General features: G+C 38.4%; 19 protein-coding genes and 1 pseudogene. 12 read left to right on the top strand and 8 right to left on the bottom strand.

The window, feature by feature from the left end:
- Positions 1-47 precede the first annotated feature (47 nt).
- From cysK to cas1, 3 genes are all read left to right on the top strand, one after another.
- Positions 48-1,007 carry a cysteine synthase A gene (cysK, locus tag A3GM_RS0107750; RefSeq protein ID WP_026216155.1) on the top strand — a complete coding sequence of 320 codons (960 nt, stop codon included), beginning with the start codon at positions 48-50 and terminating at the stop codon, positions 1,005-1,007.
- Positions 1,004-1,858 carry a serine O-acetyltransferase gene (locus tag A3GM_RS0107745; protein ID WP_018362819.1) on the top strand — a complete coding sequence of 285 codons (855 nt, stop codon included), beginning with the start codon at positions 1,004-1,006 and terminating at the stop codon, positions 1,856-1,858. The genes cysK and A3GM_RS0107745 overlap by 4 nt, the downstream gene beginning before the upstream one ends.
- 412 nt (positions 1,859-2,270) lie before the next feature.
- On the top strand, positions 2,271-3,203 hold the full coding sequence (gene cas1 / locus A3GM_RS0107740) for a type II CRISPR-associated endonuclease Cas1 (RefSeq protein WP_018362818.1): 933 nt from the start codon (positions 2,271-2,273) through the stop codon (positions 3,201-3,203).
- 479 nt (positions 3,204-3,682) lie between these two features.
- Here cas1 and A3GM_RS0107735 read toward each other — a convergent pair whose 3' ends face one another.
- The 4 genes and pseudogenes from A3GM_RS0107735 to A3GM_RS11610 form a co-directional block, all read right to left on the bottom strand.
- Positions 3,683-7,660 (bottom strand): NACHT domain-containing protein, encoded by a 3,978-nt coding sequence (locus A3GM_RS0107735; protein ID WP_025830026.1) that lies wholly within the window; start codon positions 7,658-7,660, stop codon positions 3,683-3,685.
- A 144-nt stretch (positions 7,661-7,804) separates the two neighbouring features.
- Positions 7,805-7,954: pseudogene (locus tag A3GM_RS11785) on the bottom strand (cell filamentation protein Fic); the annotation flags it as partial.
- 750 nt (positions 7,955-8,704) lie between these two features.
- On the bottom strand, positions 8,705-10,603 hold the full coding sequence (dnaK, locus tag A3GM_RS0107725; protein ID WP_018362815.1) for a molecular chaperone DnaK: 1,899 nt from the start codon (positions 10,601-10,603) through the stop codon (positions 8,705-8,707).
- 139 nt (positions 10,604-10,742) lie between these two features.
- Positions 10,743-10,898, bottom strand: coding sequence for a hypothetical protein (locus A3GM_RS11610; protein ID WP_154648122.1), 156 nt, complete (start codon positions 10,896-10,898; stop codon positions 10,743-10,745).
- A 227-nt stretch (positions 10,899-11,125) separates the two neighbouring features.
- Here A3GM_RS11610 and A3GM_RS0107720 point away from each other — a divergent pair, with 227 nt between their 5' ends.
- From A3GM_RS0107720 to A3GM_RS0107700, 5 genes are all read left to right on the top strand, one after another.
- Positions 11,126-11,872: an MlaE family ABC transporter permease gene (locus A3GM_RS0107720; protein WP_018362814.1), complete on the top strand. Its 747-nt coding sequence runs from the start codon at positions 11,126-11,128 to the stop codon at positions 11,870-11,872.
- A gap of 2 nt (positions 11,873-11,874) precedes the next feature.
- The gene (locus tag A3GM_RS0107715; RefSeq protein ID WP_018362813.1) at positions 11,875-12,648 is read left to right on the top strand and encodes an ABC transporter ATP-binding protein; all 774 of its coding nucleotides are present in this window, start codon (positions 11,875-11,877) and stop codon (positions 12,646-12,648) included.
- Positions 12,649-12,732: 84 nt separating this feature from the next.
- Complete coding sequence (locus A3GM_RS0107710; RefSeq protein ID WP_018362812.1) at positions 12,733-13,119, top strand: hypothetical protein; 387 nt, start codon at positions 12,733-12,735, stop codon at positions 13,117-13,119.
- A gap of 61 nt (positions 13,120-13,180) precedes the next feature.
- A complete protein-coding gene (locus A3GM_RS0107705) occupies positions 13,181-13,975 on the top strand; it encodes a thymidylate synthase (protein WP_018362811.1) in 795 nt (264 codons plus the stop codon).
- On the top strand, positions 13,975-14,457 hold the full coding sequence (locus A3GM_RS0107700; RefSeq protein ID WP_018362810.1) for a dihydrofolate reductase: 483 nt from the start codon (positions 13,975-13,977) through the stop codon (positions 14,455-14,457). Before A3GM_RS0107705 ends, A3GM_RS0107700 begins: the two co-directional genes overlap by 1 nt.
- A gap of 668 nt (positions 14,458-15,125) precedes the next feature.
- Here the strand turns inward: A3GM_RS0107700 and A3GM_RS0107695 are convergent.
- The 4 genes from A3GM_RS0107695 to A3GM_RS0107680 are packed head-to-tail and all read right to left on the bottom strand — an operon-like array spanning position 15,126 to position 20,863.
- Positions 15,126-16,409: a RagB/SusD family nutrient uptake outer membrane protein gene (locus A3GM_RS0107695; protein ID WP_025830024.1), complete on the bottom strand. Its 1,284-nt coding sequence runs from the start codon at positions 16,407-16,409 to the stop codon at positions 15,126-15,128.
- Positions 16,410-16,423: 14 nt separating this feature from the next.
- Positions 16,424-19,243, bottom strand: coding sequence for a TonB-dependent receptor domain-containing protein (locus A3GM_RS0107690; protein WP_018362808.1), 2,820 nt, complete (start codon positions 19,241-19,243; stop codon positions 16,424-16,426).
- An 18-nt stretch (positions 19,244-19,261) separates the two neighbouring features.
- Positions 19,262-19,411: a hypothetical protein gene (locus A3GM_RS11605; protein WP_018362807.1), complete on the bottom strand. Its 150-nt coding sequence runs from the start codon at positions 19,409-19,411 to the stop codon at positions 19,262-19,264.
- Between the two features lie 57 nt (positions 19,412-19,468).
- Positions 19,469-20,863, bottom strand: a complete 1,395-nt coding sequence (locus A3GM_RS0107680) for a methyltransferase RsmF C-terminal domain-like protein (protein ID WP_018362806.1) — start codon at positions 20,861-20,863, stop codon at positions 19,469-19,471.
- A 108-nt stretch (positions 20,864-20,971) separates the two neighbouring features.
- Here A3GM_RS0107680 and A3GM_RS0107675 point away from each other — a divergent pair, with 108 nt between their 5' ends.
- The 4 genes from A3GM_RS0107675 (at position 20,972) to lptB (ending at position 23,625) form a co-directional block, all read left to right on the top strand.
- Positions 20,972-21,625, top strand: coding sequence for a DUF6249 domain-containing protein (locus A3GM_RS0107675; protein ID WP_018362805.1), 654 nt, complete (start codon positions 20,972-20,974; stop codon positions 21,623-21,625).
- Positions 21,626-21,631: 6 nt separating this feature from the next.
- A complete protein-coding gene (locus A3GM_RS0107670; protein ID WP_018362804.1) occupies positions 21,632-22,171 on the top strand; it encodes an RNA polymerase sigma factor in 540 nt (179 codons plus the stop codon).
- On the top strand, positions 22,155-22,508 hold the full coding sequence (locus tag A3GM_RS0107665; protein WP_018362803.1) for a DUF5056 domain-containing protein: 354 nt from the start codon (positions 22,155-22,157) through the stop codon (positions 22,506-22,508). The genes A3GM_RS0107670 and A3GM_RS0107665 overlap by 17 nt, the downstream gene beginning before the upstream one ends.
- A gap of 295 nt (positions 22,509-22,803) precedes the next feature.
- Positions 22,804-23,625, top strand: coding sequence for an LPS export ABC transporter ATP-binding protein (gene lptB / locus A3GM_RS0107660; RefSeq protein WP_018362802.1), 822 nt, complete (start codon positions 22,804-22,806; stop codon positions 23,623-23,625).
- Positions 23,626-23,686: the final 61 nt, after the last annotated feature.

The following is a 23,686-nucleotide window of genomic DNA, read 5'->3' as shown; positions in this document are numbered from 1 at the left end:
CAACATTGCTGTTGATGGGAGATGTATAATTTAAATAAATGAGAGTTATGGAAAGAATAATGAAATCAGCAATTGAGCTAATAGGAAATACTCCTTTAGTTGAGTTAGGACGATTAGAAAAAGACATAGATGCAAAGGCACGTGTTGTGGCTAAGATAGAAGCATTTAATCCGGGCGGAAGTGTAAAAGATCGTGTTGCACTTGCCATGATTGAGCAAGCAGAACGTGATGGACTTTTGCATGAAGGCAGCGTTATTGTAGAGCCAACAAGTGGTAATACGGGTATTGGCTTGGCTTTGGTTAGTGCTTTGAAAGGTTATAGATTGATATTAACCATGCCCGAAACGATGTCTATTGAACGTCGAAGATTGGTTGCAGTTTATGGTGCAGAGGTGGTACTTACACCTGGATCAGAAGGAATGAAGGGTGCCATTGCCAAAGCAAAGCTTATTCAAAGCGAATTGAAAGATGCCGTGATACTTGGTCAATTCGAAAATAAAGCCAACCCCAATAAGCACTATGCCACCACAGCTGAAGAGATTTGGAAAGACACCGATGGACATGTTGACGTGTTTGTTGCAGGTGTTGGAACAGGAGGAACAGTGAGTGGGGTAGGCAAAAAGCTAAAAGAGTATAATCCAAATGTAAAGGTTATTGCAGTTGAACCCGTTGCATCTCCAATGTTATCACAAGGAAAAGCAGGCCCACATAAGATTCAAGGAATTGGTGCAGGCTTTGTTCCCGACAATTATAATGCGGCAGTTGTAGACGAAGTTATTACCGTGGCAGACGATGAAGCCATTGCAACCGCTCGTTTATTGGCCTCGAAAGAAGGTCTATTGGTTGGAGTTTCATCAGGTGCAGCCGCTTTTGTTGCCTTGCAATTGGCTAAGCGTGACGACCTAAAAGGAAAGACTATAGCAGTGTTATTGCCCGATACTGGAGAGCGTTATCTTTCAACCGTTCTCTATGCACACGACGAACATCCAACAGATGTAAAGCTATGATAAATGCTATTCAACAAGTTTTATCTCAACTTGAGCAACCCGATCAACATATTCCCAAAGTAAATATTGTTGGAATAGATGCCAGCGAGTTAGAAGAAACCATCAGTTTGTTTCGTTCTATCGTGTTTTCAGGTTATTTCGATTGTCGTCCTGTGGGTGAAACGCTCACTCGTTTTGTGGCGGTTATTGCAGGACAAGCAGCCCGAACCTATCGAATGTTGCCCAGTTGTGATGCAGTTTCTGCCGAAGAATTTGGTAGTAGGGTAGCCGAAAAGGTGTTAGAACGTATTCCTGAGTTACGAAGAAAGCTTGGAACAGACGTGCAAGCGGTGTTCGATAACGACCCTGCTGCGCAAGATATCGAAGAAGTTATTTTGTGTTATCCAGCTTTGAAGGCTATGCTTCACTATCGATTGGCTCACGAACTCTTATTACTTGGAGTGCCTGTGTTGCCCAGAATGATTACAGAGGCTGTGCATTCGCAAACGGGAATAGACATTCATCCAGGCGCAGAGATAGGCGATTATTTTAGTATCGACCACGGAACGGGCGTTGTTATTGGCGAAACGTGTATCATTGGCAATAATGTTCGTCTTTATCAAGGCGTAACTCTTGGTGCACGTAGCTTTAAGTTCGATCCCGAAGGACATCTCCTTCGAGAACCACGTCACCCTATATTAGAAGATCGTGTGGTGGTTTATTCTAACTCTTCGGTGTTAGGTAGAATTCGAATTGGGCATGATAGCATCATAGGAGGAAATGTTTGTCAAACCACCGACTTGCCTCCTGGATCACGAGTAGTGCAAAGTCGTGCTACCGTTTCTACATTCGAGCATGGCGCAGGCATTTAGAATAGGAGGAAAGCCCCCTTTTATTTGAGAGTTTTCGAAAATATATTTCGATTGAAATAATAAGAAAGAGACAGAAGTAAAACAATCAACTTCTGTCTCTTTTTTGTGTTCTTATCTTCTTGTTCTTATCAAATAAACGATGTGCTCTCATTCTCTTTTATACTGTTATACTTGAAAAAGTGGTAAAAATAAATCATATATGTTAATAATGGAATTCGATTTTTTATTATATTTGTACATCGAATTAGTAACAGAATGATCGTTTATACTCGTCTAAATGAAAACACTTGTATTAGTAAAAACTACAGGCTAGAGCTGAAAAGGGTGTTGAGGAGATTGAAGCTACAATAGAAAGCTTAAGCAACATACGTTTTAATACGCAGCTTATGGCAATGAAAATGCGAAATAGAGAATGATAAAAAAGACATTATATTTCGGTAATCCTGCTTATTTGTCGCTTCGTAATGAGCAGATGGTGATAAGATTGCCCGAGATTGAGCACTCAACGCTATCCGAAGAAATGAAGAAAGAGGCGGTGAGGACAATTCCTATTGAAGACCTTGGCGTTGTGGTGCTTGACAATAAGCAGATTACGATAACGCAAGGATTGATGTCGGCACTGCTCGATAACGTTGTGGCGGTGGTTACTTGCGATGCGAAACGCATGCCAATAGGCTTGCTTTTGCCTCTTTCGGGTAACACACTTCATCAAGAGCGGTTCCGCAATCAACTCGAATCGAGTGTCCCTTTGCGTAAGCAATTATGGCAACAAACGGTGAAAGCAAAGATCGAAAATCAGGCTTTTTGTTTGCAAAAGCACACCACACGTTCGTTTGCTCCATTGCATGTGTTGGCAAGAAACGTGAAGAGTGACGACTCGGATAATAACGAAGCGCAAGCAGCTGCTTATTATTGGAAGAACATCTTTGTGTCGATTCCTGATTTTACACGTGACAAAGAGGGAACTCCGCCTAATAATCTACTGAACTATGGCTATGCCATTTTGCGTGCAATTGTGGCTCGATCCTTAGTGAGTAGCGGATTATTGCCTGTCTTTGGTATTCATCATCACAACCGATACAATGCCTATTGCTTAGCGGATGACATCATGGAGCCTTATCGTCCCTTTGTAGACGACATCGTTTTGGAGACCATAAAAACACAAGAAATTCCCGAAGACTTAACCACTGAACTGAAACAAAAGATGTTGATGCTGTCGAGTTGCGATGTGATGATCAACGGAAAGAATAGTCCTCTGATGGTTGCTGTGTCGCAAACCGCTGCCAGTCTCGCCAAATGTTTTGCTGGAGAAAGCAAGAAAATTGCCTATCCTGAGTTTGGATAAGGGGTGTTTGCAATTTTATTGGTTGTATTTCTTTGTTTTTCTTATAGCATTTCTTGTGTTAATTTATTGGTTGTTTTGCATACAATTTACTCACTTTGTATAGGTTGTATGAAGAAGTTTATATGAAAAGAACATTCATAAACTACTCTTTTCCCTCTTTTTGATAGATTTTATTTACCCATATATTGTGATAATCAGACTTGCTCAATGCTATTGAATTGAGCAAAAAAAACTTGGACAGCTTGTTAAGTTGTCCAAGGTTGCATATAGATAATTCTGTTTTTGTATAATCGAATTACTTCCCTTCCTCAAATATATCTAACACTGATTATCAGCAATTTACGTTCTCATGGTACAAAAATGTTTCCTCAATTTGAGTAGTATTGATTAGAAATCATCTTGGATGTTATCACTATAGCACCTTTATTTCATATATACAATATAGTTGTAATCGTATTTCCAACTCTAAATTTAAGCCTCTATTTATTTTTAGGCCTTGTTTTGTTACCTCTAGCTTTCTTACTACCAATTTTATCATTACCGTGTGATATTCCCGTTTCAATACCGCTACTACATCTACAATCTGTTAATAGCACCAAAGTATTATTAAGATTTCTATATTCCGCTTTTAAGTATTCAAAATCTTCAATACTCCCACCTTTATGAACATCAAATACCCAAAATACAGATAAGCAAGCATTAGTCGCATTAGTGTATTGAACAAATTTATTTTTATACTCCTGACGTTTTTTCTCGTTTTTAATCTCTGGATTATTAAGTAATTTAAGTTCGATCATAATAGGATTACATAGGCCGTATCTAATGAGAAAGTCTGTGCGTTTATTATCTTGAAGAGCCACTTCTCTATCAACTTGAATGGTTTCCAATCCCATCTGGCAACACTTATTTATAATGGTATTCTTCAATTCTCTCTGAATATAATCCTCGCTCAAACTTTGTTGACGCACTAAAGCATATATACCTTGATCTTGAATCTCTTTCTGAACTTCGTACTGAATCTTTGAAAAGTATCGCCTTAAATCACCATTATTTCGAATTTGCAAATAAAACTCGTCAATACATCTATTATACAGCTTAATAGCCTTGCTAATAGTTGTTCTTTCATTTTTTAAGAAAATACTTTCGGCATTATTCATAATGTTATAAGCAAGATAACTCATGTTTGTTGCGTTAAATGCCTCCACTCTCTTTCGTAATTCTGAAATATAAGTGATTTTATTTGTATTCACAAAGAATAAATATATCTGTTTAAGAAGATAACTTGAGTATTCCTGAGTATCTGGCTTTACGGATAAAGATAACCCAAAATCAAACAAATCAAACATTTGATTAATGAGCCCATCATTATCTTTTATATTCATAAAACATCTAAACATATATGGGTTGGAACTAATCATTTCAGATTCTTCCCTAGAGATACAACGAACATGTCCCGTTTCGTTATGAACGGATTTGGTAACATTAGCTCTAAGATATTCTATTCTCCAGTTTATAGCTTCTGATTCTTGAAATTTTTCTATCATGATAGCATTGCACTGCATTTTAACGCTTTCAATACTTTCATCTTCAAGGCTACCAAACAGCTTTTTATACTTATTTATATCCCACTTACAATAATCTTCTGAGATAAGCTCCAAGGCACGAGCAGCTGCTATTCTGTTTCCAAGACTCGCATCCTCTTTATATTTTTCGATATACTCCTCCAGCTTATAAGATAAAGCATCAATGCCATAGTCGGTAATGCAAGTAAAAATATCATCAGAGCTAATATTCAAGAAATCATCTTTCCGTGCTTTCCACCACTCCACAATCCTTGATACCTCTTCTTTATTTATATTTCCTATAACAGACTTATATATGTTTTTTATTTCACGAGAATCAAAGTCCGCTGTACGACATACTATTGGTAGGGTCTTTATTAATATATCCTTATATTCTTCCAAAAGAGCATTGCAACCTAAATGATGCATTACTCTCACATAGGAAGGTATTTTTACCAATGCCAATGATAAACGATAGGAATTTTCTCCATTTTTTTTCAATATCAGTTTATCCAAATCAATCCCGTTAAAGAAATCAGTAATAACATCCACAATAGGCTTATGATCTTGCTTGCTTAAAAAATCAATGCTTTTAGAAAGTTCAAAAGCTAATTCATATTTATCGTATTCAGATGTTTCTTGTTTTGAAAGTCTCTGATATGCTTTTGATAGCGATGGGGCATAGTCTCTCTCTTGCTTCATCTCGTTTGAGTTCTTATCCCACTGTTCAAAGGTATTTTTGTAACGTTTTATATAATCAGATATGGTACATTTCTTAGATTCGTCCTTTCGTATTTTGTTTATAAGATAAATTAGAATATTGTCTTTGTTCCACTTTTCTGCATCTATATCATTCAATAACTTTTCTAATTTAGATAATAAATCCGCATCGATCAGATCTGCGTCAAACGTCCTAAATAGAACTTCTAGTTTCCATATATCTTTCTCAAAGCAATTAAAAAATATCATCCCTGTTTCTTCTTCCAGTAAAATTTGTTTAACTACAGTATTGATTTCTTTTAGAGAAGAATAGTTCCTATTTTTTACAAAATATGCAATGACTTTTGTCATAAGGTCTCTTCTATCTTGATTGAATTTCCAAACAACATCAAACTGCTTTTTCAAATAAAAATCGTAAAGAACAAGTAAAGATCCCTTGGGATTAAAGAAATCACGAATTTTTTTCGAAAGAATCTTATTATATGCATAGATTATTGATTCAGGATCATCAATGTACAGAACTGCATTTATTGCTTCAGGATTACTTTTGTCGCAATAAGTCAACCAACAGTCAATTACTAACTTGTCTGTAATTTTTCGATATCCAGTTACTTCTATATACTTTTGTTTTACATCCTCAGTAAAGCTATTAAAAGTACTTGCTAACTCTCTAAGTTCCTCATCATCCTTAAGTGCGTAGTAAAAATTTAAAGCAATCTGTTGCATTTCACTATCCTTAGTTCCCATAAGTGCTCTTGCAGCATCTTCCCAATGTTTTATTACACTTTCATCGAGTTTGTTATTTTCAACAAGTCCTTCAAGTATAGCATAAATATTGGTTAATTGTATCTTGTTAAGCTGGTCAGAAGAAATCTTTAATATAGTATTACAACTAGAAGTATAGCATTCTTGTATTAAATTCTGAATAGGACCTCTCCATTTAATGTATGCCGGTACACGCTGATAATGTTCAAATAGATTTGAAAACAACTCTTTTCGTTGCTGAACTCCAAGAGTAGATGGATTAACATATTTTAGAAGCGATTCGAAAGTTTCGTTCTCAAGATGTGACTCATAGGATGTAATGAGCTTAAAAACATTAACGAATGAATCACTTCTGCCCTCCGAATATGAAAGATGAGGAATCACATCATACCAATTAGGATAAATATGCTTTAGTTCCTTTTGCACAGCGACATCGTAAAGCACACTTTCTATATTTTCTTGTCTACCAAGCTCCTTAGCTGCAAGATATTCTTGTATCTCTGAATTTCCAAATTGTAATATTCCATTTGTTTCTTTCAATATACGACTTTCAAAGAAAAGAAGGTCAAAATTGGCTACAAGCATATGTGCCATATTTCCCTTTAACTCGTCTATAATCGTGTACAAGTCGTCTTTTGAAATTTTGTCTTTACGACTTATTTCCATAATGAAAGCAATTTTTTCTATGACCCTTTTAATAAGAGCCTTAAAGTTGTCTTTCCTAACAGGTTTGTCATATGTTGTTAGAGCTTCATCTACTGATTTGTCAATAATAAACTCAAATAGTTCTCCAATATTTGAGATACCCTCTCTTTGATTCTCACTTTCCAGTAGAAACATCAAATACCTAGGTATTGATAGAAGCTTCCTTAATTTTGGACTTTTATTTATATTTTCTTTCGTGACATCAGCACATGTATCAATAATATTTGTTACTTCTTGATCGTCTAATCTATTTACTTCTACAAAAACTAATTTAGTACAAGAAGAGAAAAAACTTGCATAAGATACAACATAGTGTTTTCTACAGGAGAACATTACTTTCACATCCTGATGTTCCTCCTTATATTGCTTTATAAGTTGTAGTGTATAAGAGAAACCGCTTCCATCAACTTCATCCAAGGCATCCACAATGCAGTATTCAATATCTGATGGAATTACTTTCGGTTTAAACTCGGACGCATTACAAAAAGAAAATGACTTTTCTGTAAGTTTTGTCTTTACTTCAGAAATAAGCCTACTTTTACCCACACCTGGTTCGCCTACGATACAGACAAAGTTTTCGCTCAATAAATCATCAATTGACAAAAAATTGTCTCTGTCAAATAAAGACGGAGTTTTACTTTCGTTCTTTAGCAGCTCATCGATATTTGAGTATTTAGTTATTTGAGGTACGATATATTCCATCATTACATTCTTTTTAATGTCATATGGTATTTTTGCTTCTAACTAGGGAAACCGATAGGAATCCATATTGTATAATGTATTATTTCAATTCTTAAATTGTTACTTTTTCAGATGTCTATACTTAATAATACAGATAGAAAAACATTGTTAATCATTTTTTTTATAATAATAGGAATAGTTAATACCCTTCATAAACATTTCTCGGTCATCAATCTTTGTGGTGAGTGCTGGTAGCACTAAAGCCTTGATGTGTGTACTATCAGAAACACTCTCACCCATTGCCAATAAATATTTACTGAAGTTACGGACTTGACCCTCTTGACTTATATATAATGATTACGGATATAATAAAACATTGTATTATAATCAATGTTTTGGTTAGTCGTACTTTGTCCTTTCTATTCCGTAGGTTAATAATTTATTAATGCAAAGATAATAATAAGTTGTTAATTAAGAAAGTGTTTATTGTGATATTTTTAGGAATGTCTAATGTATTTTTATTTTTCTATTTTATGTAAGAATTAAATTTATATGCCTCTTTCTCTTTAAAACATTGAATTTCCAATCTCATTACAATTGCAATCCAATCTCAATGTTATTAGAATGTAATTTTAATGCTATTAGAATGCAAAAGCAGTGAGATTGTCGGAGAGAAGAATGTTTATAAGAGGAAGTAAGGTTGTGGGGCGGTTGCAGTAAGTGGGGTAAAGAGATTAATGGAGATGTGAAATTAGAAAGGTAAAGAGTTGTAAGGTCGAGGAGTGGTCGTTAGATTGGAATAAGTGAGAGGACAGATTATGTTATTTTAATTGCCATAGGAGCGTAAAACAAGCATCTCAACTTTTATCGGAATGAAATACTTTCAGTATTTTCCTATTGACTTATGATTCTAAAAGCAATGAAATTAGCATTATAAACGTTTTTATTTGTGATAAATAAATGTGACGATTCCTTCTAAAATAACGAAAGAGGGCAAAAGAAAACAGGGAACAACTTGTTAAGTTGTTCCCTGTTGCATATCAATAATTCTGTTCTTGTATAATCGAATTACTTCACTTCCTCAAAATCAGCATCTTGAATATCGTCTGCAGAGTTGCTGTTTGCTTGTTGTTGAGCGCCTGCATTAGGATCAGCTTGTGCGCCTGCACCTTGATACATTTGTGCGCTTGCAGCTTGCATAACGTTATTTAGGTTACTAATTGCAGCGTCGATAGCAGCAACATCGGCAGCTTTGTGAGCATCCTTCAATTGTTGTAGAGCTGCTTCGATTGCAGGTTTTTGATCTGCTGGCAATTTATCACCATTGTCTTTCAAGAAGTTTTCAGTGCTGAAAATCATAGAGTCAGCTTGGTTCATCTTGTCAACACGTTCACGTTCTTTCTTGTCGTTCTCTGCATTTTGTTCAGCTTCAGCCTTCATTCTCTTGATTTCTTCGTCGCTTAATCCGCTAGAAGCCTCAATACGAATAGCTTGTTCTTTACCTGTTGCCTTATCTTTTGCAGATACGTTAAGGATACCGTTAGCGTCAATGTCGAATGTAACCTCGATCTGTGGCACACCTCTTCTTGCAGGAGCGATACCTTCTAGGTTGAATTGACCAATGCTCTTGTTTTGTGAAGCCATTGGACGTTCACCTTGTAATACGTGGATTGTCACCGCAGTTTGGTTGTCTACAGCTGTAGAGAAGGTTTCACTCTTCTTCACAGGGATAGTGCTGTTAGCTTCAATTAGCTTAGTCATTACTCCACCCATAGTCTCAATTCCAAGTGTAAGAGGTGTTACGTCGAGTAAAACGATGTCGCCTACACCACCTTCTTTGTTCAAGATAGCACCTTGAATAGAAGCACCAAGAGCAACAACCTCATCAGGGTTAACACCCTTAGATGGTTCTTTACCGAAGTAGTTCTTTACAAGTGCTTGTACAGCAGGGATACGGCTAGAACCTCCAACAAGGATAACTTCGTCGATATCTGATGTAGATAGTTTTGCATCACGTATAGCATTTTGACATGGAACCAAACAAGCTTGGATCAAGTCGTGTGCCAATTGTTCGAATTGTGAGCGTGTTAAAGACTTCACAAGGTGTTTAGGTACACCACCATCTGCAGTGATATAAGGTAGATTTATTTCTGTTGTGCTAGAGCTTGACAATTCAATCTTAGCCTTTTCTGCAGCTTCTTTCAAGCGTTGCATAGCCATTGGATCCTTTGTAAGGTCGATACCTTCTTCAGACTTGAATTCGTTTACCAACCAATCAATGATCACTTGGTCGAAGTCATCACCACCAAGATGAGTGTCACCGTTTGTAGAAAGCACTTCGAAAACGCCACCACCGAACTCTAATATAGATATATCGAATGTACCACCACCAAGGTCGAACACTGCGATCTTCATGTCTTTGTTAGACTTATCCACACCGTATGCAAGAGCAGCAGCTGTTGGTTCGTTCACAATACGTTGAACATTAAGACCTGCAATCTGTCCTGCTTCCTTTGTTGCTTGACGTTGTGAGTCAGAGAAGTATGCTGGAACAGTGATAACAGCATCAGTAACTTCTTGTCCAAGATAATCTTCTGCGGTCTTTTTCATCTTTTGAAGAATCATTGCAGATATTTCTTGTGGAGTATATTTACGTCCTTCAATGTCTACTCTTGGATATCCTCCTTCGTCAATAACATTGTAAGGCATGCGTTCAGCCTCTTTACTACTTTGTGCATAGGTCTCTCCCATGAAACGTTTAATACTGTAAACTGTGTTCACTGGGTTGGTAATAGCCTGACGTTTTGCAGGGTCTCCAACTTTAATTTCACCATCTTTAGTGAAACCTACCACAGAAGGTGTAGTTCTTTTACCTTCGCTATTAGCAATAACCACTGGTTCGTTACCTTCAAAAACAGCAACACAAGAGTTAGTTGTTCCTAAGTCTATTCCAATAATTTTTCCCATATTCTTATTTATTTTATTATTATTCTTAATTTGTTTAATTCACTAATTCTCATATCTCATTGTCTACTCTTCGATTGAAAGCTATTCAATAACTTGCAGAGAGCAATTGTTATGAGGTGCATTTCAAATCGATTGAGTGTTAAGCTGTATCGTTTTTATCAACGCACACCACACTATTAACAAAGTGCGTGCCAATAATATTTTTATTTCTTGCGATAATTTTGAAATGTGACATTCTGTCATTTTTGCCCCAATTTTGGTCAGTTTTTGTGTCATTTTGGTAGTTTTGTGCCATTAAACGCACCCTATAATAATATAAATAGGTGAACACTAAAAGACCTCTAAATGCCTTTCTCTCCCCATTTAGCCCTACTTTGTTTACCGTTTAAAGTAACATTTCGTTTAAAGGCGATGCAAATAGAAAGCCTTTTAATATTTTAAAATATGTATATTTTGCCCTTTTGCACCCTCTTTTCGATAGAAAAAGGTTATATTTGCACATTATTTAATTACAAATCGATTATGTTAATTCACAGATATCTCACCTCTTTAGGTGAATATATAATGCTAATGGGACGTTCTTTTTCACGTCCTGAGCGCATGAGAATGTTCTTTAAGCGTTATATAAAAGAAATGTCATCCCTTGGAGTGGATTCTATTGGAATCGTATTACTTATTTCTTTCTTCATCGGAGCCGTTATTTGTATTCAGATGAAGTTGAATATTCAGAGTCCATGGATGCCTCGTTGGGTTTCAGGATACACCACACGAGAAATTCTTATACTTGAGTTTTCGAGCAGTATTATGTGTTTAATCCTATCGGGAAAGGTGGGTTCCAACATTGCTTCAGAGCTTGGTACGATGCGAGTAACACAACAAATAGATGCATTAGACATCATGGGAGTCAACTCAGCATCTTATCTCATCATGCCAAAGATATTGGGTTTGGTTACAATTATGCCATTCTTGGTGATCTTTAGCTCTGTAACTGGTATCTTAGGAGCCTATGCAACCGCTTATATTGGTCACATACTTTCACCCGAAGACCTTACACTTGGCTTGCAACATGCATTTAATCCTTGGTTCGTTTGGATGAGTATTATTAAGAGTTTGTTCTTTGCTTTCATCATCGCCAGCGTGTCTTCTTACTATGGTTACACCGTTCAAGGAGGCTCAGTAGAGGTTGGAAAGTCAAGTACAGATGCCGTTGTAAGTAGCAGTATCTTAATTCTTTTCTCAGACGTGTTCCTCACTCAAATCCTTTCTTAAATATGATTGAAGTTAAACATCTATATAAGTCGTTCGAAGATAAAGAAGTGTTGAAAGACATCAACATTGTTTTCGAAGACGGCAAGACAAATCTTATTATCGGACAGAGTGGTTCTGGTAAAACAGTTCTTATGAAAAACCTTGTAGGATTGTTTGCTCCTACATCAGGACAGGTGCTTTACGACGGTAGAGATTTTGTGAAAATGAGCAAAAAAGAAAAGGTTGCTATGCGTAGAGAGATGGGAATGATCTTTCAAAATGCAGCGCTTTTCGACTCGCTTTCTGTACTCGAGAACGTGATGTTTCCTTTAGATATGTTCTCAAACATGACCTATCGTGATAGAGTTAAACGTGCTCAAGAGTGCTTAGATCGTGTAAATCTAATCGAAGCACAGCAAAAGTTCCCTGGAGAAATATCGGGAGGTATGCAAAAGCGTGTGGCTATTGCCCGTGCAATTGTGCTCAATCCTAAATATCTTTTCTGCGATGAGCCTAACTCAGGACTTGATCCTCGCACCTCATTGGTGATCGATGAGCTGCTATCAAGTATCACAAAAGAGTTCGATATCACCACCATCATCAACACACACGATATGAACTCGGTGATGGGAATTGGCGATAATATTGCCTTTATCTATAAAGGTCATAAAGAATGGCAGGGAAATAAAGAAGAAGTGATGCACTCAACCAACGAGCATCTCAACGACCTTGTGTTTGCTTCCGACCTATTTAGAAAGGTGAAAGCAACCGAAGAACAGCAAACCAGCAGTAAATAAATGGTTCGATAAACGAGTAACTATCCCTAAACGATAGCCTTTTTAGATGCTCCGAACTATACAATTAAATTGCGAAACGAAAGAATGAAGAAACTATTATATATCGCATTCATTGCGCTTGCCATTGCTTGTACAAAAGAAATCAATCAAGGTGAGGTAGCAGCTCGTGTGGCAAAACACTATTACGACACCCTTGTTGCAGGACATTATGATGCTTTTTTAGAGGGAACATATCAACAAGATAGTATTCCAAAGCGTTATCGTGACTTGCTACTCGACAATGCAAAGATGTTTATTGCACAGCAACAAACCGAACATCAAGGCATAAAAGAAGTGCGAGTGATACGCCATCGTGCCGATACAGCAAAGCACACAGCCGATGTTTTCTTGTTACTTACCTTTGGAGATAGCACAAGTGAGCAAATAGTAGTGCCCATGATTCAGCACAAAGGCACATGGCTTATGCGATAAACTCATTCTTTTTTCAACAAATAAAACAATAACAATCCATCAACAATCAGCATTTTAAGTTATGAAAGCATATTTAGACCTACTCCAACACATTATTAATAACGGAGCAACAAAAGGAGATAGAACAGGAACAGGCACTAAAAGCGTGTTCGGTTATCAAATGCGTTTCAACTTAGAAGATGGATTTCCGTTATTAACAACCAAGAAGCTGCATCTCAAATCAATTATTCACGAGTTGTTGTGGTTCTTAAAAGGCGACACCAATGTGCGCTATTTGCAAGAGAATGGTGTGCGTATTTGGAACGAATGGGCAGACGAAAATGGCGAACTTGGTCCTGTTTATGGTCACCAATGGCGTTCATGGCCTAATTATAAAGGTGGAACCATCGACCAAATAACACAAGTTGTGGATATGATTAAGAATAATCCCGACTCAAGAAGAATGATTGTTACAGCGTGGAACCCAGCAGAAGTAGACGAAATGGCATTGCCACCATGTCACTGTTTGTTTCAGTTTTATGTAGCAAACAATAAACTTTCGTTGCAATTATACCAACGAAGTGCCGACACTTTCTTAGGAGTTCCTTTCAACATTGCATCTTATTCGTTGCTATTGATGATGGTTGCTCAGGTAACAGGCTACGAACCTGGAGAGTTTGTTTATACAACTGGCGACACACACCTTTATCTTAACCACCTCGAACAGGCACAATTGCAGTTACAACGCACCCCACGTGCGCTCCCAAAGATGCGCATCAATCCCGAAGTGAAAGACATCTTTGGCTTTAAATACGAAGATTTCACACTCGAAGACTATAATCCATACGACCATATTAAAGCCCAAGTTTCAGTATAATGAAAGTATATGTTATTGCGGCAGTTGCCCAAAATCGTGCCATAGGCTATCAAAACCAATTGTTATATTGGCTTCCAAACGATTTAAAAAACTTCAAATCGCTCACCTCAGGGCATACCATTATTATGGGAAGAAACACCTTCGAGTCGCTTCCTAAAGGCGCATTGCCCAACAGAAAGAACGTTGTTCTAACACAACAGAACATCACTCTCGAAGGATGCGAAGTGTATCACTCACTCGAAGAGGCTCTTTCTGCTTGTCAAAACGATGAAAAGGTATTTATTCTTGGTGGCGGAAAAGTGTATGAGCAATGCTTAGATTTTGCCGAGGAGTTGATACTTACCGAGGTAAACGATGTGCCCGAACATGCCGATACCTTCTTTCCTGATTATCAAGAGTGGAAAGAAAAGAGTAGAGAACATCACGAAAAAGACGAGAAACACGCCTTCGATTTCGACTTTGTGCATTATGTAAAAGCCTAAAAGGTTGTGCCCCTCTCACGCAACTTCTTACGCATTCTCTTTTAAAAGTCACCTTCTTTTTCTCGTATATATATAGGTAGGAAATATTATCCTTCCTTTTGGTTGAAAAAAGAAGAGCATCAAAGAAGAAAGATGCACCTTGTTTCGATGTCATGGAAAAGAGGTTGAAAACGAGTTGCAACATAAGTACTTTTCAAGCATATAGCGGTGGCCAATAAAAAGCAATGCTTTTGCCCCACAAACTCAATGCTATTGCAATGTAAATCCAATGCTTTTACATTGCAATAGCATTCCTTTTATTCGCCCACCTCATTCCACTTGTGTTTCAAAGGAAAGGTAGTAGCCATAAAAAAAAGTAACAACCTCGTTGAAACCAGATTGTTACTTTATCCATATTCCATTTAAATAGGAACGTTGTTATCTCGAATACCCTTCTTTTTAAAAGAACTATTATCCTTTTATTGTATAGAGTTCTATCCCTTCAACTTTAAAAGTACACTTCTCATTGTATGAGGATACCTTCCTGTTGTTTGGGATTTTCTTTTTAAATCAAAAGAAAATCGCCCTCTTTTATGTGGGAGTTTCTTCTTTAGTCAAAAGAAAAACCGCCCCCCATCGTATGGGGTTTCTTCTTAAACTAAAAGAAAACCGCCCCCCATCGTATGGGGTTAGGGGAGGTTCTCCAATTCCTTTTCAGGCAAAGGCAACCATTTAGTTTTGCGTTGTTGCCACTTTGTAGCCGCAGAACCTTGTTCCAAGCCACGTCTAATGTCCGCAGTTCGCTCGCCACGCAATGCCAAATAGATGCGACGAAGCGTAGCAATACGTTCCAAAGAAGGAGTAGCAGTTTCCGCATCACTCGCATTATACTTTGCAATCACCTTGTTCACCTCCACTAAAGCGTCACCACTTAGCACGCCACGAACAATCAATTCAGCCTTAATAAAATGAATGTCAGCAGCGTCAGCAATAACAAGTGCGCCCTTTCTTGATAGCGCAGAGGCATAGATGTTGTAGCGATTAGGATTCTTCTTGTCTACACTTGCGTGCTTCAAAGGCAGTGCATTTTGCTCAGCAGTAGTAGAACGAGCAGCCTCCAAGTCAGCAGTTACCTGCACATCACGAGCATTTGGACCGATAGCAGCATACAAAGGATTGTCAGAACCATCGTTATTATAAATCACCTCCACCTGTTCCGAGTCGTTAATAGCAAGTGCAACCAAAGTAGCCGCATCGCTATAACGTTGCTGGTGCATAGCCAAACGCAACTTGTAAGTGTTGATTTGGCGGACAGCTGCATTGTAGTTGAAGCCCGAAGCGTCCTTAATAGCCTGCATTTGCACAAATTCCAAAGCCTTGTTAAAATGGTTTTGCGCCATAGTGAATAGTGATTCGTGCGAAACCAAAGCATTATTAAGTCGTATAGAGCCCCCTTCAGCAGCAGGAGTAGTAGAAAAACACTCAGCCAAAAGCTGTAAAGCGTATCCCGCATGCAAGTTACCTATGTAGCCACCATAAGCCTTCGACAAGTTAGTTGCCTTCGTATTGTTGTCGGGAAGCTCGTTGGCAACATTCAATACCTCAATACTTCTTGCATAATAGTTCTGTAAACGGTTCCAAAGATCGTTTTGAGTGCCCGACGAAGGAGTGATGTTATCGCTCGAAATGTGACGATAAAGCAAAGCATTAGGAATCGTTCCCTCAGTCAATTCGTCAACCGTTGTGCCCAAAGCCAAAAACGATTGTGCTGCAGCTTCGCCCTGAAGCGTTTTAACAAACGCCACCATTGGACCGTCACTGATGTTGTTCGATTGAAGAGTTGCAATCATACTTGGACGCTTTAACTCATCATAAGTAAGCGTGTTACTTGGAGTTTCAGCCTTGTCGACCCACGAATCGCAACCAGAAAGTAGGGCAGAGATGGCAAAAGCCATTATAATTAGTTTTTTCATTGCTGTTTATTGTGTTATAAAGTGAAACTAAGAGTGGCAGTGTAAGTGCGTGGATGAGGCGCATTGGTGATGTCTCTCGACAAACTTCCGATACCTCTTTGCTTGCGATTACCGCCATTTCCCTCCACTTGAGGGTCGGCTCCAGAATAGTTAGTGATAACAAATACATTCTGAACAGAGAACGATAGTTTCATACTTGTTATCGTGTTGTTAGTGAGCTTGCGTGCTAATGAAGTGAAATCATATCCCACATTGAGGTTAGAAAGGCGCAAGAAGTCAGCCTTCTCGATATAGTTTGCTCTGAAACGAGCAGTGTATGCCAAGTCGTTAGCAATCTTTTCGTATTCAGGAGTGCCCACAGTTGCATTAGCAAGAGCCGTTAACTGGTCGTTGCGTTTCTTGAGATTGTCGCCCAATCCCGCAGTATTATAAAAGCTTTGGTTGTAAACTGAGGCTCCAAGAGCATAGTTCCACTTTGTTCCAAAGGTGATATTAGAGAACAGTTTCAAATTAAATCCGAACGAACCATTCACTGCAGGGAAAGGTTTACCTAAGTATTTATAGTCAGAACTCTCCACAGCTCCCATCTTAGCGTTATAAGTTCCGTCGGCATTAAGAGCTGTTTTTTCTACAGTGTGATAGTAGAATGAATAAACAGGATAGCCCTTTTTAATCACGTTAGGATAGTTGGTGATGTCGCTTCCGCCTGTGTCAGTCACCTTATTTGCTTGATAATTCACGTTAGCATATACGTCTAACGAGTGTTTGTTGGCATCTTTCCACACCAAACCATTATATCCGAACTCGATACCATGACCCTTTATGCGACCCACATTGCGTGGAATACTACCAATCCATCCATCACTTGACAAGAGATTTTCGTAGATAATAGCATCAGAAGTGTATTGAGCATAAAGAGTAAGAGATAGATTGTGGCGTTTAGCTAATGTCCAATCCGTACCGAATTCAATTTCCCTCATCCTCTCAGGTCTTATATTTGGGTTGCCTTTAAACTGCGGTTTGACAGTGGGTCCGTATGCAGATATGCCGTCCATAACGTAAGATGTGCGTGCATCTGTGGGATAAGGAAGACGTCCACTCTCACCATATGCAAGGCGGAACTTTTGATTTTCCAAATTATAAGCAACGCTCAAAGAAGGATAATAGATGCTTGCCACGTTGCTACCGATAAGGTTTGAGGCGTCTCTTCGTAAGCCTGCGTTGATAAATAAGCGGTTATCATAGTTTACAAAAGCCTCTCCATAGAGTCCCCAAGTGCGTTGTTCAAACGTATTCTCACTCACATTGCGCTCCGTTGCCGCTGCAATATTGTCTACATCTCCTTTAAAACGAGAAGCATTAACAGTGTTCACGGTTTCGTATTGACGTGCTATTTGCGATAAAAGTGTTGCTGTTAGGTTCCATTTGTCGGCTAATTTAAACTTACGAGAAGCCTTTATGTCCCAATTAAAGCTCGAGTTGCGTCGGTTACTCACGTTCTTTGCACCCTCATTGTTATTTCCTAGGAGATAACCATAAGGCAATCGGTAGATACCTTTAGTGCTATTAACATCTACTCCGATAACTGTTTCGAGCTTAACTGCGCCTGGAAGCAAATAACCTAAGCGTATATTACCCAAGAAACGATCGTTGTTATAGGTCCAACTTTGCGCTCTCCAGGTGCTTTCTTCAACGTAAGGCCAAGGTGTTTGGTTAATCATTAGGTTCCAAATAGCATCGTATCGGCCCATAGCAGTTTGTGGAAGACTAATGTTTCCGTGTACATACGAAGCCGTTGCGCTAACACTTAGCGGTCCACTTTTAATGTCGTAAGCCAGTTTAGTGGTGTGTCTTTGGTCTCTATTTCCAGGTACAATGCCCTCAACATCGTTCATATTATATGAAAAGAACATGTTTTGATTGCCTCGGAAGCTTTTAGATACGGTTCCATAAAGATTCTTTTGCCAACCTGTTTCGAAGAAGTTATTGAGCGAATTGTTATTTACAAACTGATCATATTTGCGTGCTAACGATGCTGCACCCAATGACATTTTAACCTGAATAGCTGCCTTATTGTTTTCCTTTGCATTGAAACTGCCACGCTTAGTGGTAATAACAATAACGCCATTAGCCGCCTCTGCACCATAACTTGCAGCGGCAGAAGGACCTTTTATCACGTCAATTGAGGCGATATCTTCTATCGGAAGGTCGTTTAAAGCACTTAAAGCGTCTTGCGAACTATTGATATCTGAAATGTGAGAGGTGTTATATTTGATTCCATCTACATAAATAATGGGATCTCTGTCCATACTTATTGTCGCTCCACTGCGCATATTAAAGCGAATAGGCATGCCCACTTTGCCGTTACTTTGGTACATTTGAACGCCACCAACACGTCCATCAAGAATGTCACTCAATGAGTTGGCGTGCTCATTAGCAGTTAATTTGCTCACATCTACGTGCTCTACGTTGCTACCAAGAGCCTTTTTGTTTCGTGCACTCGATATACTTGCGGTGACTTTCACCTCTTGTAGGTCGATACCTGGTATCAAACCGATAACCATTCCGTTGCGAAATGACTTGCTATTAACGCTTTGTGGGGTAAAACCCAAATAGCTAATGCGAATGGTTTGATTTTCATTTAAGGGTAAAGAAAAGCGACCTTGCGCATCGGTTAGCGCCTTTTCGCCATTCGAAGAACTTACAATTGCCCCGATAATGGGCTCTCCTGTCTCTTGATTTACTACACGAGCGGTGTATGTTTGTTGTGCATACACGCTCATAGAAGTACTTAATAATAGTAGAGCAAGACTTCTCTTAAAATTCAATTGCATGATAATGATAATTTATTTCTATCCCGAAAACACCCCTCTTTCAGCCCCTTTGCGAGGCAAGAAAATAGAGTTGCTATTTAATATGGTGCAAAGATACAACGAGAAAGAGAACGATGCAATACCTAAAAATAATGATTCGAATACACCAAAGCGATGTCTTCGAATCATTTATGAGTGTTTTTTCTAAACGAAAAACTTTATTCTTGTGATAAAAAATGATGCGTATTATAAAGTGATAACGCTGGGAATAACTTCGGGAAGATATCCACTTTTAATCTTCCATTCATTCGAATACAAGTTATTAGCTCTGTTTCCAAGATTGTTTACAAATCCTATTGGCTGGTTATTGTAGGTTATCAGCACAATACCTTTGGGTGTTTCGGGCGACAAAGTGATGGCTTCTTTTCGCAAGAAAGATATTGCTTGTTGATAAGACACCTCTTCATTGCAAAACGCTTGTCGATTGATTTGAGTTGAAAAGGCAAGAGAAGGGTGGGGAATAAGACTCTTTCCTTTTTGCGTTCCCATCGTTATTCCTGCATGAAGAATACGCAATTGATTGGCAACCTGTTCGTAAACAGGGGCTAAGAGCTGTGGAAGAGCCATTATCTTTTCGTTCTTTTCGATGAAAGAATAACTGCTTTGGCTTTGCAACCAGTTGTCGAACGACTTGGTGTTGATGTTGCTTTGCTTGCTTTTCTTTGTTTTGTTGGCACGAGCATGGTACTCGCTTGTTTTGCGAAGAGCGCACATAAAGAGTCCTTCGCCTTTGCTAATGCCAGGCAAAAAGCGATATCCTTTCACCTTATTAGATAGCGCAGGGGTGATGTTCCAGCTGCTATCAATCTCTATGTCGATACATTCTGCTCCCAATTCGTCGATAATCCATTCTACATTCTCTTCGTTTTCGAGAGCGTTAAACGTGCATGTTGAATAGATAAAAATGCCGTCTTCTTTCAGATTATGCCATATATCGCTCACTATTTCACGTTGAAGTTGTTGGCATTTCTCTACATATTGACTGCTCCATTGATTGATTGCGCCCTCGTCTTTGCGAAACATTCCCTCGCCAGAACAAGGCACATCGGCAACAATAAGATCGAAAGCAAGACCTGTTTTCTTATAGTCTGCAGCGTAGTTGTTGGTTACAATGACATCGGAATGACCAAATTTCTCTATATTTTCAACCAAGATATTGGCACGATTGTATATCGCTTCGTTCGCAAAAAGAATGCTTTCGTTAGGCAGAAGGGTGCGCAATAGGGTCGTTTTTCCACCAGGAGCGGCACACAAATCGAGTGCCATTAGGGGCTGATGAGGCATCACTTGTTTTAAAACATGATATAAAAACATAGATGAAGCCTCTTGAACATAATAGCAACCTGCATGAAACAGTGGATCGAAAGTGAAGTTAGGACGCTCTGAAAGATAGTAACCTTCGTTGCACCAAGGAACCTGTTGAGGGGCAAGAGCTGTTGAAACGCTTGCCGAACTCACCTTAAATGGGTTGAAACGAATACTGGTTGAAGGTGTCATCTCGAGGCCTTTTTCGAGTAATGCAAATCGTTCTTCACCTAATAATTCCCTTGTTTGGGTTATAAAGTCTTTGGGTAAAATCATCACTTTATGCTTTTTTCAATTGCAAAAGTAGAAAAAAAACACTTTCTTTGCAACTAATCGATATGTCATTGCGTCTAATTAGTAGAACAAAACAAAAGTAATTAGAATATGAAAAGATTAAGTTTAGCTTTAATGTTGCTCTTTTCAACAACATTATGTGTAGTTTCTACTGCTCAAAAACATAGAAACCATTTAGAAAAAACTGAACAAACCACCGCTACAACTGTTGCAGATACAGTGGAAAATAGTGTTGCTTCGAACGTAAATTCTGTTGATTCGGATTTTGATGACGATGGATTTGATGGCAGATTTGATAATGATGAAGCTCGGCTCAATGACTTAAAGTTTATCGAAAAAGTAGTTAATGTCTTTCAAACTCATCGTGTTTTTGGGGGTATTGTGCTCGCTTTAATGATTATTTGTTCTATTGTTGCAGTGTTGTTGCCTGTTATTTTATTGATAGTATTGTTGCGATATATCATTAAACGACGAGCTACCAAGGCACAATTAGAGCAAATGCGTATTAAACAAGCAATGGAACAGCCTGTGAATCGTCAAGAATATTGGGCGCACGAAGATGAAATTGCATGGAGAAAAGGCATTCAGCTGGTTGCACTTGGTGTAGGTTTGGCATGCTTCTTCTGTATTCTTGGAGCAGGACCTCTATCTGGAATAGGTTTACTTATTCTGTGTATGGGACTTGGAAAGTTGTATATTGGAAAGCGTGCGAAAAAGAATCGTGAGGAAAATACAGAAGAATAATATCCTGTGAAGCCGTTAGACGACATATCATTAGTTACTCAAGTTGCCGTATTTCGCAATAAACGTGCATTTGATAAGCTTGTGTTGAAGTATCAAGAGGGCGTTCGTCGGTTCTTTTTGAATCAGACATTGGGCAATGAACTCTTATCTGATGATCTGGCACAAGAAACCTTTATCAAAGTTTATACGCACATTGCGCATTTTAAAGGCTTATCTAACTTCTCTACATGGTTATACAAAATAGCGTATAATGTGTATTACGATCATGTTAGAAGTCCTAAGAATGCAGCGCACTTTGATGTAACTGAACTGAAAACACACGTCACAACAGGGAGTGATAGCACGCTGAAATTAGACTTATATGAGGCTTTTCAAACCCTGAACGATAAAGAGCGAACGTGTATAACCTTGCAATTGGTTGAAGGATATGCCATAGATAAAATTGCAACGATTATGGAATTGCCCGCAGGAACAGTGAAATCGCACCTCTCAAGAGGTAAAGAAAAACTCTCAACATATTTAAAGAACAATGGATATGATCAATAAACACGACGAAGAACAAATACTTCAATTTCTTGAAAAGAACAAACAAACCATCCAAGACGATGGCTTTTCAGACAGAGTGATGCAGCAACTTCCGCCAAATAGTTCTGTTTGGGGAAGCTTGTGGCAGTGGATTTTGGGAATAGCTTCGGTGGTGTTGTTCTTTGTGTTGGGAGGAACAACAATGATGAAGCATTTATTCTTGACCTATTTAGGTGACCTTTGGGGAGAGATGGCATCGATGAATGTTTCGCTTCCATCGCCTTTAACGCTCGTTGTTGCAATTGTAACGCTACTTTGGGTGGCTGTTTATGAGGTAGAACAAGTGCTGAAAAATTAAATAATGAGATGTATAATAGATAGTAATGAATGAAAAAGCGGGCCGTAGATGGTTCGCTTTTTTATTGAGAAAGAATCGCTCTTTCGCATTAAAATGTTGTTCTTTCAAAAGAAGATGACACCTATTTATATATAAGAGTATTTTGCAAGCTTTATAAAAGCAGTGCTTTTACATCGTAATTACATTGCTTTTAGGGTGCAATATCAATGCTTTTGCAGTGTAATATTAATGCTTTTATCTTGTAATCTCACAAAATATACCTATCTTTGCACCGAAAGATGTTATTTCAAACGACATGGTTAACGAGATGATAGACACCGAAAAACAAGGCGAGTCGTTGGTTTTAAGAACCGAGGGACTTGTTAAACGATATGGAAAAAGAACCGTTGTAAACGATGTTTCGATTAATGTTAAACAAGGAGAGATTGTTGGTTTGCTTGGACCTAATGGTGCAGGAAAGACAACTTCCTTCTATATGACAACGGGTTTGATTGTTCCTAACGAAGGACATATTTATCTAAACGACCAAGACATCACGCAACTTCCTGTGTCGAAGCGTGCTCGTTCGGGTATTGGATACCTTCCACAAGAGGCAAGTGTGTTTAGAAAAATGAGCGTAGAAGATAATATCTTGTCGGTGTTAGAAATGACGGGTAAACCCAGAAGCTATCAACTTGAAAAGCTAGAGAGCCTCATTGCCGAGTTTAGATTGGGCAAAGTGCGCAAGAATATGGGTGATCAACTGTCGGGAGGAGAGCGTCGTAGAACCGAAATCGCACGTTGTTTGGCGATAGATCCAAAGTTTATCATGCTCGATGAGCCCTTTGCTGGAGTAGACCCCATTGCTGTTGAGGACATTCAACACATTGTTTGGCAGTTGAAAGACAAAAACATTGGTATCTTAATTACCGACCACAATGTGCAAGAAACATTGACTATCACCGATAGAGCCTATCTTCTTTTTGAAGGAAAGATTCTTTTTCAAGGCTCACCTGAAGAACTTGCAGAGAACAAAATCGTAAGAGAAAAATATTTAAGTAACTCTTTTGTACTTCGAAAGAAGGATTTTCAAGAGATCGACGCACAGAAAAAAGAGCGTATGGCTCAGCAAGTTTAAAAGCTAAAGTATGGCGAACAGAGGGCGAATTGCGTGCTTTTGATTATGACAAAAGTGCATA

Origin of the sequence: Hoylesella nanceiensis DSM 19126 = JCM 15639 (assembly GCF_000379965.1) — a bacterium.
Classification (GTDB): domain Bacteria; phylum Bacteroidota; class Bacteroidia; order Bacteroidales; family Bacteroidaceae; genus Prevotella; species Prevotella nanceiensis.
The sequence above is the reverse complement of the archived record's forward strand: the minus strand, read 5'-3'. Positions and strand labels throughout refer to the sequence as shown.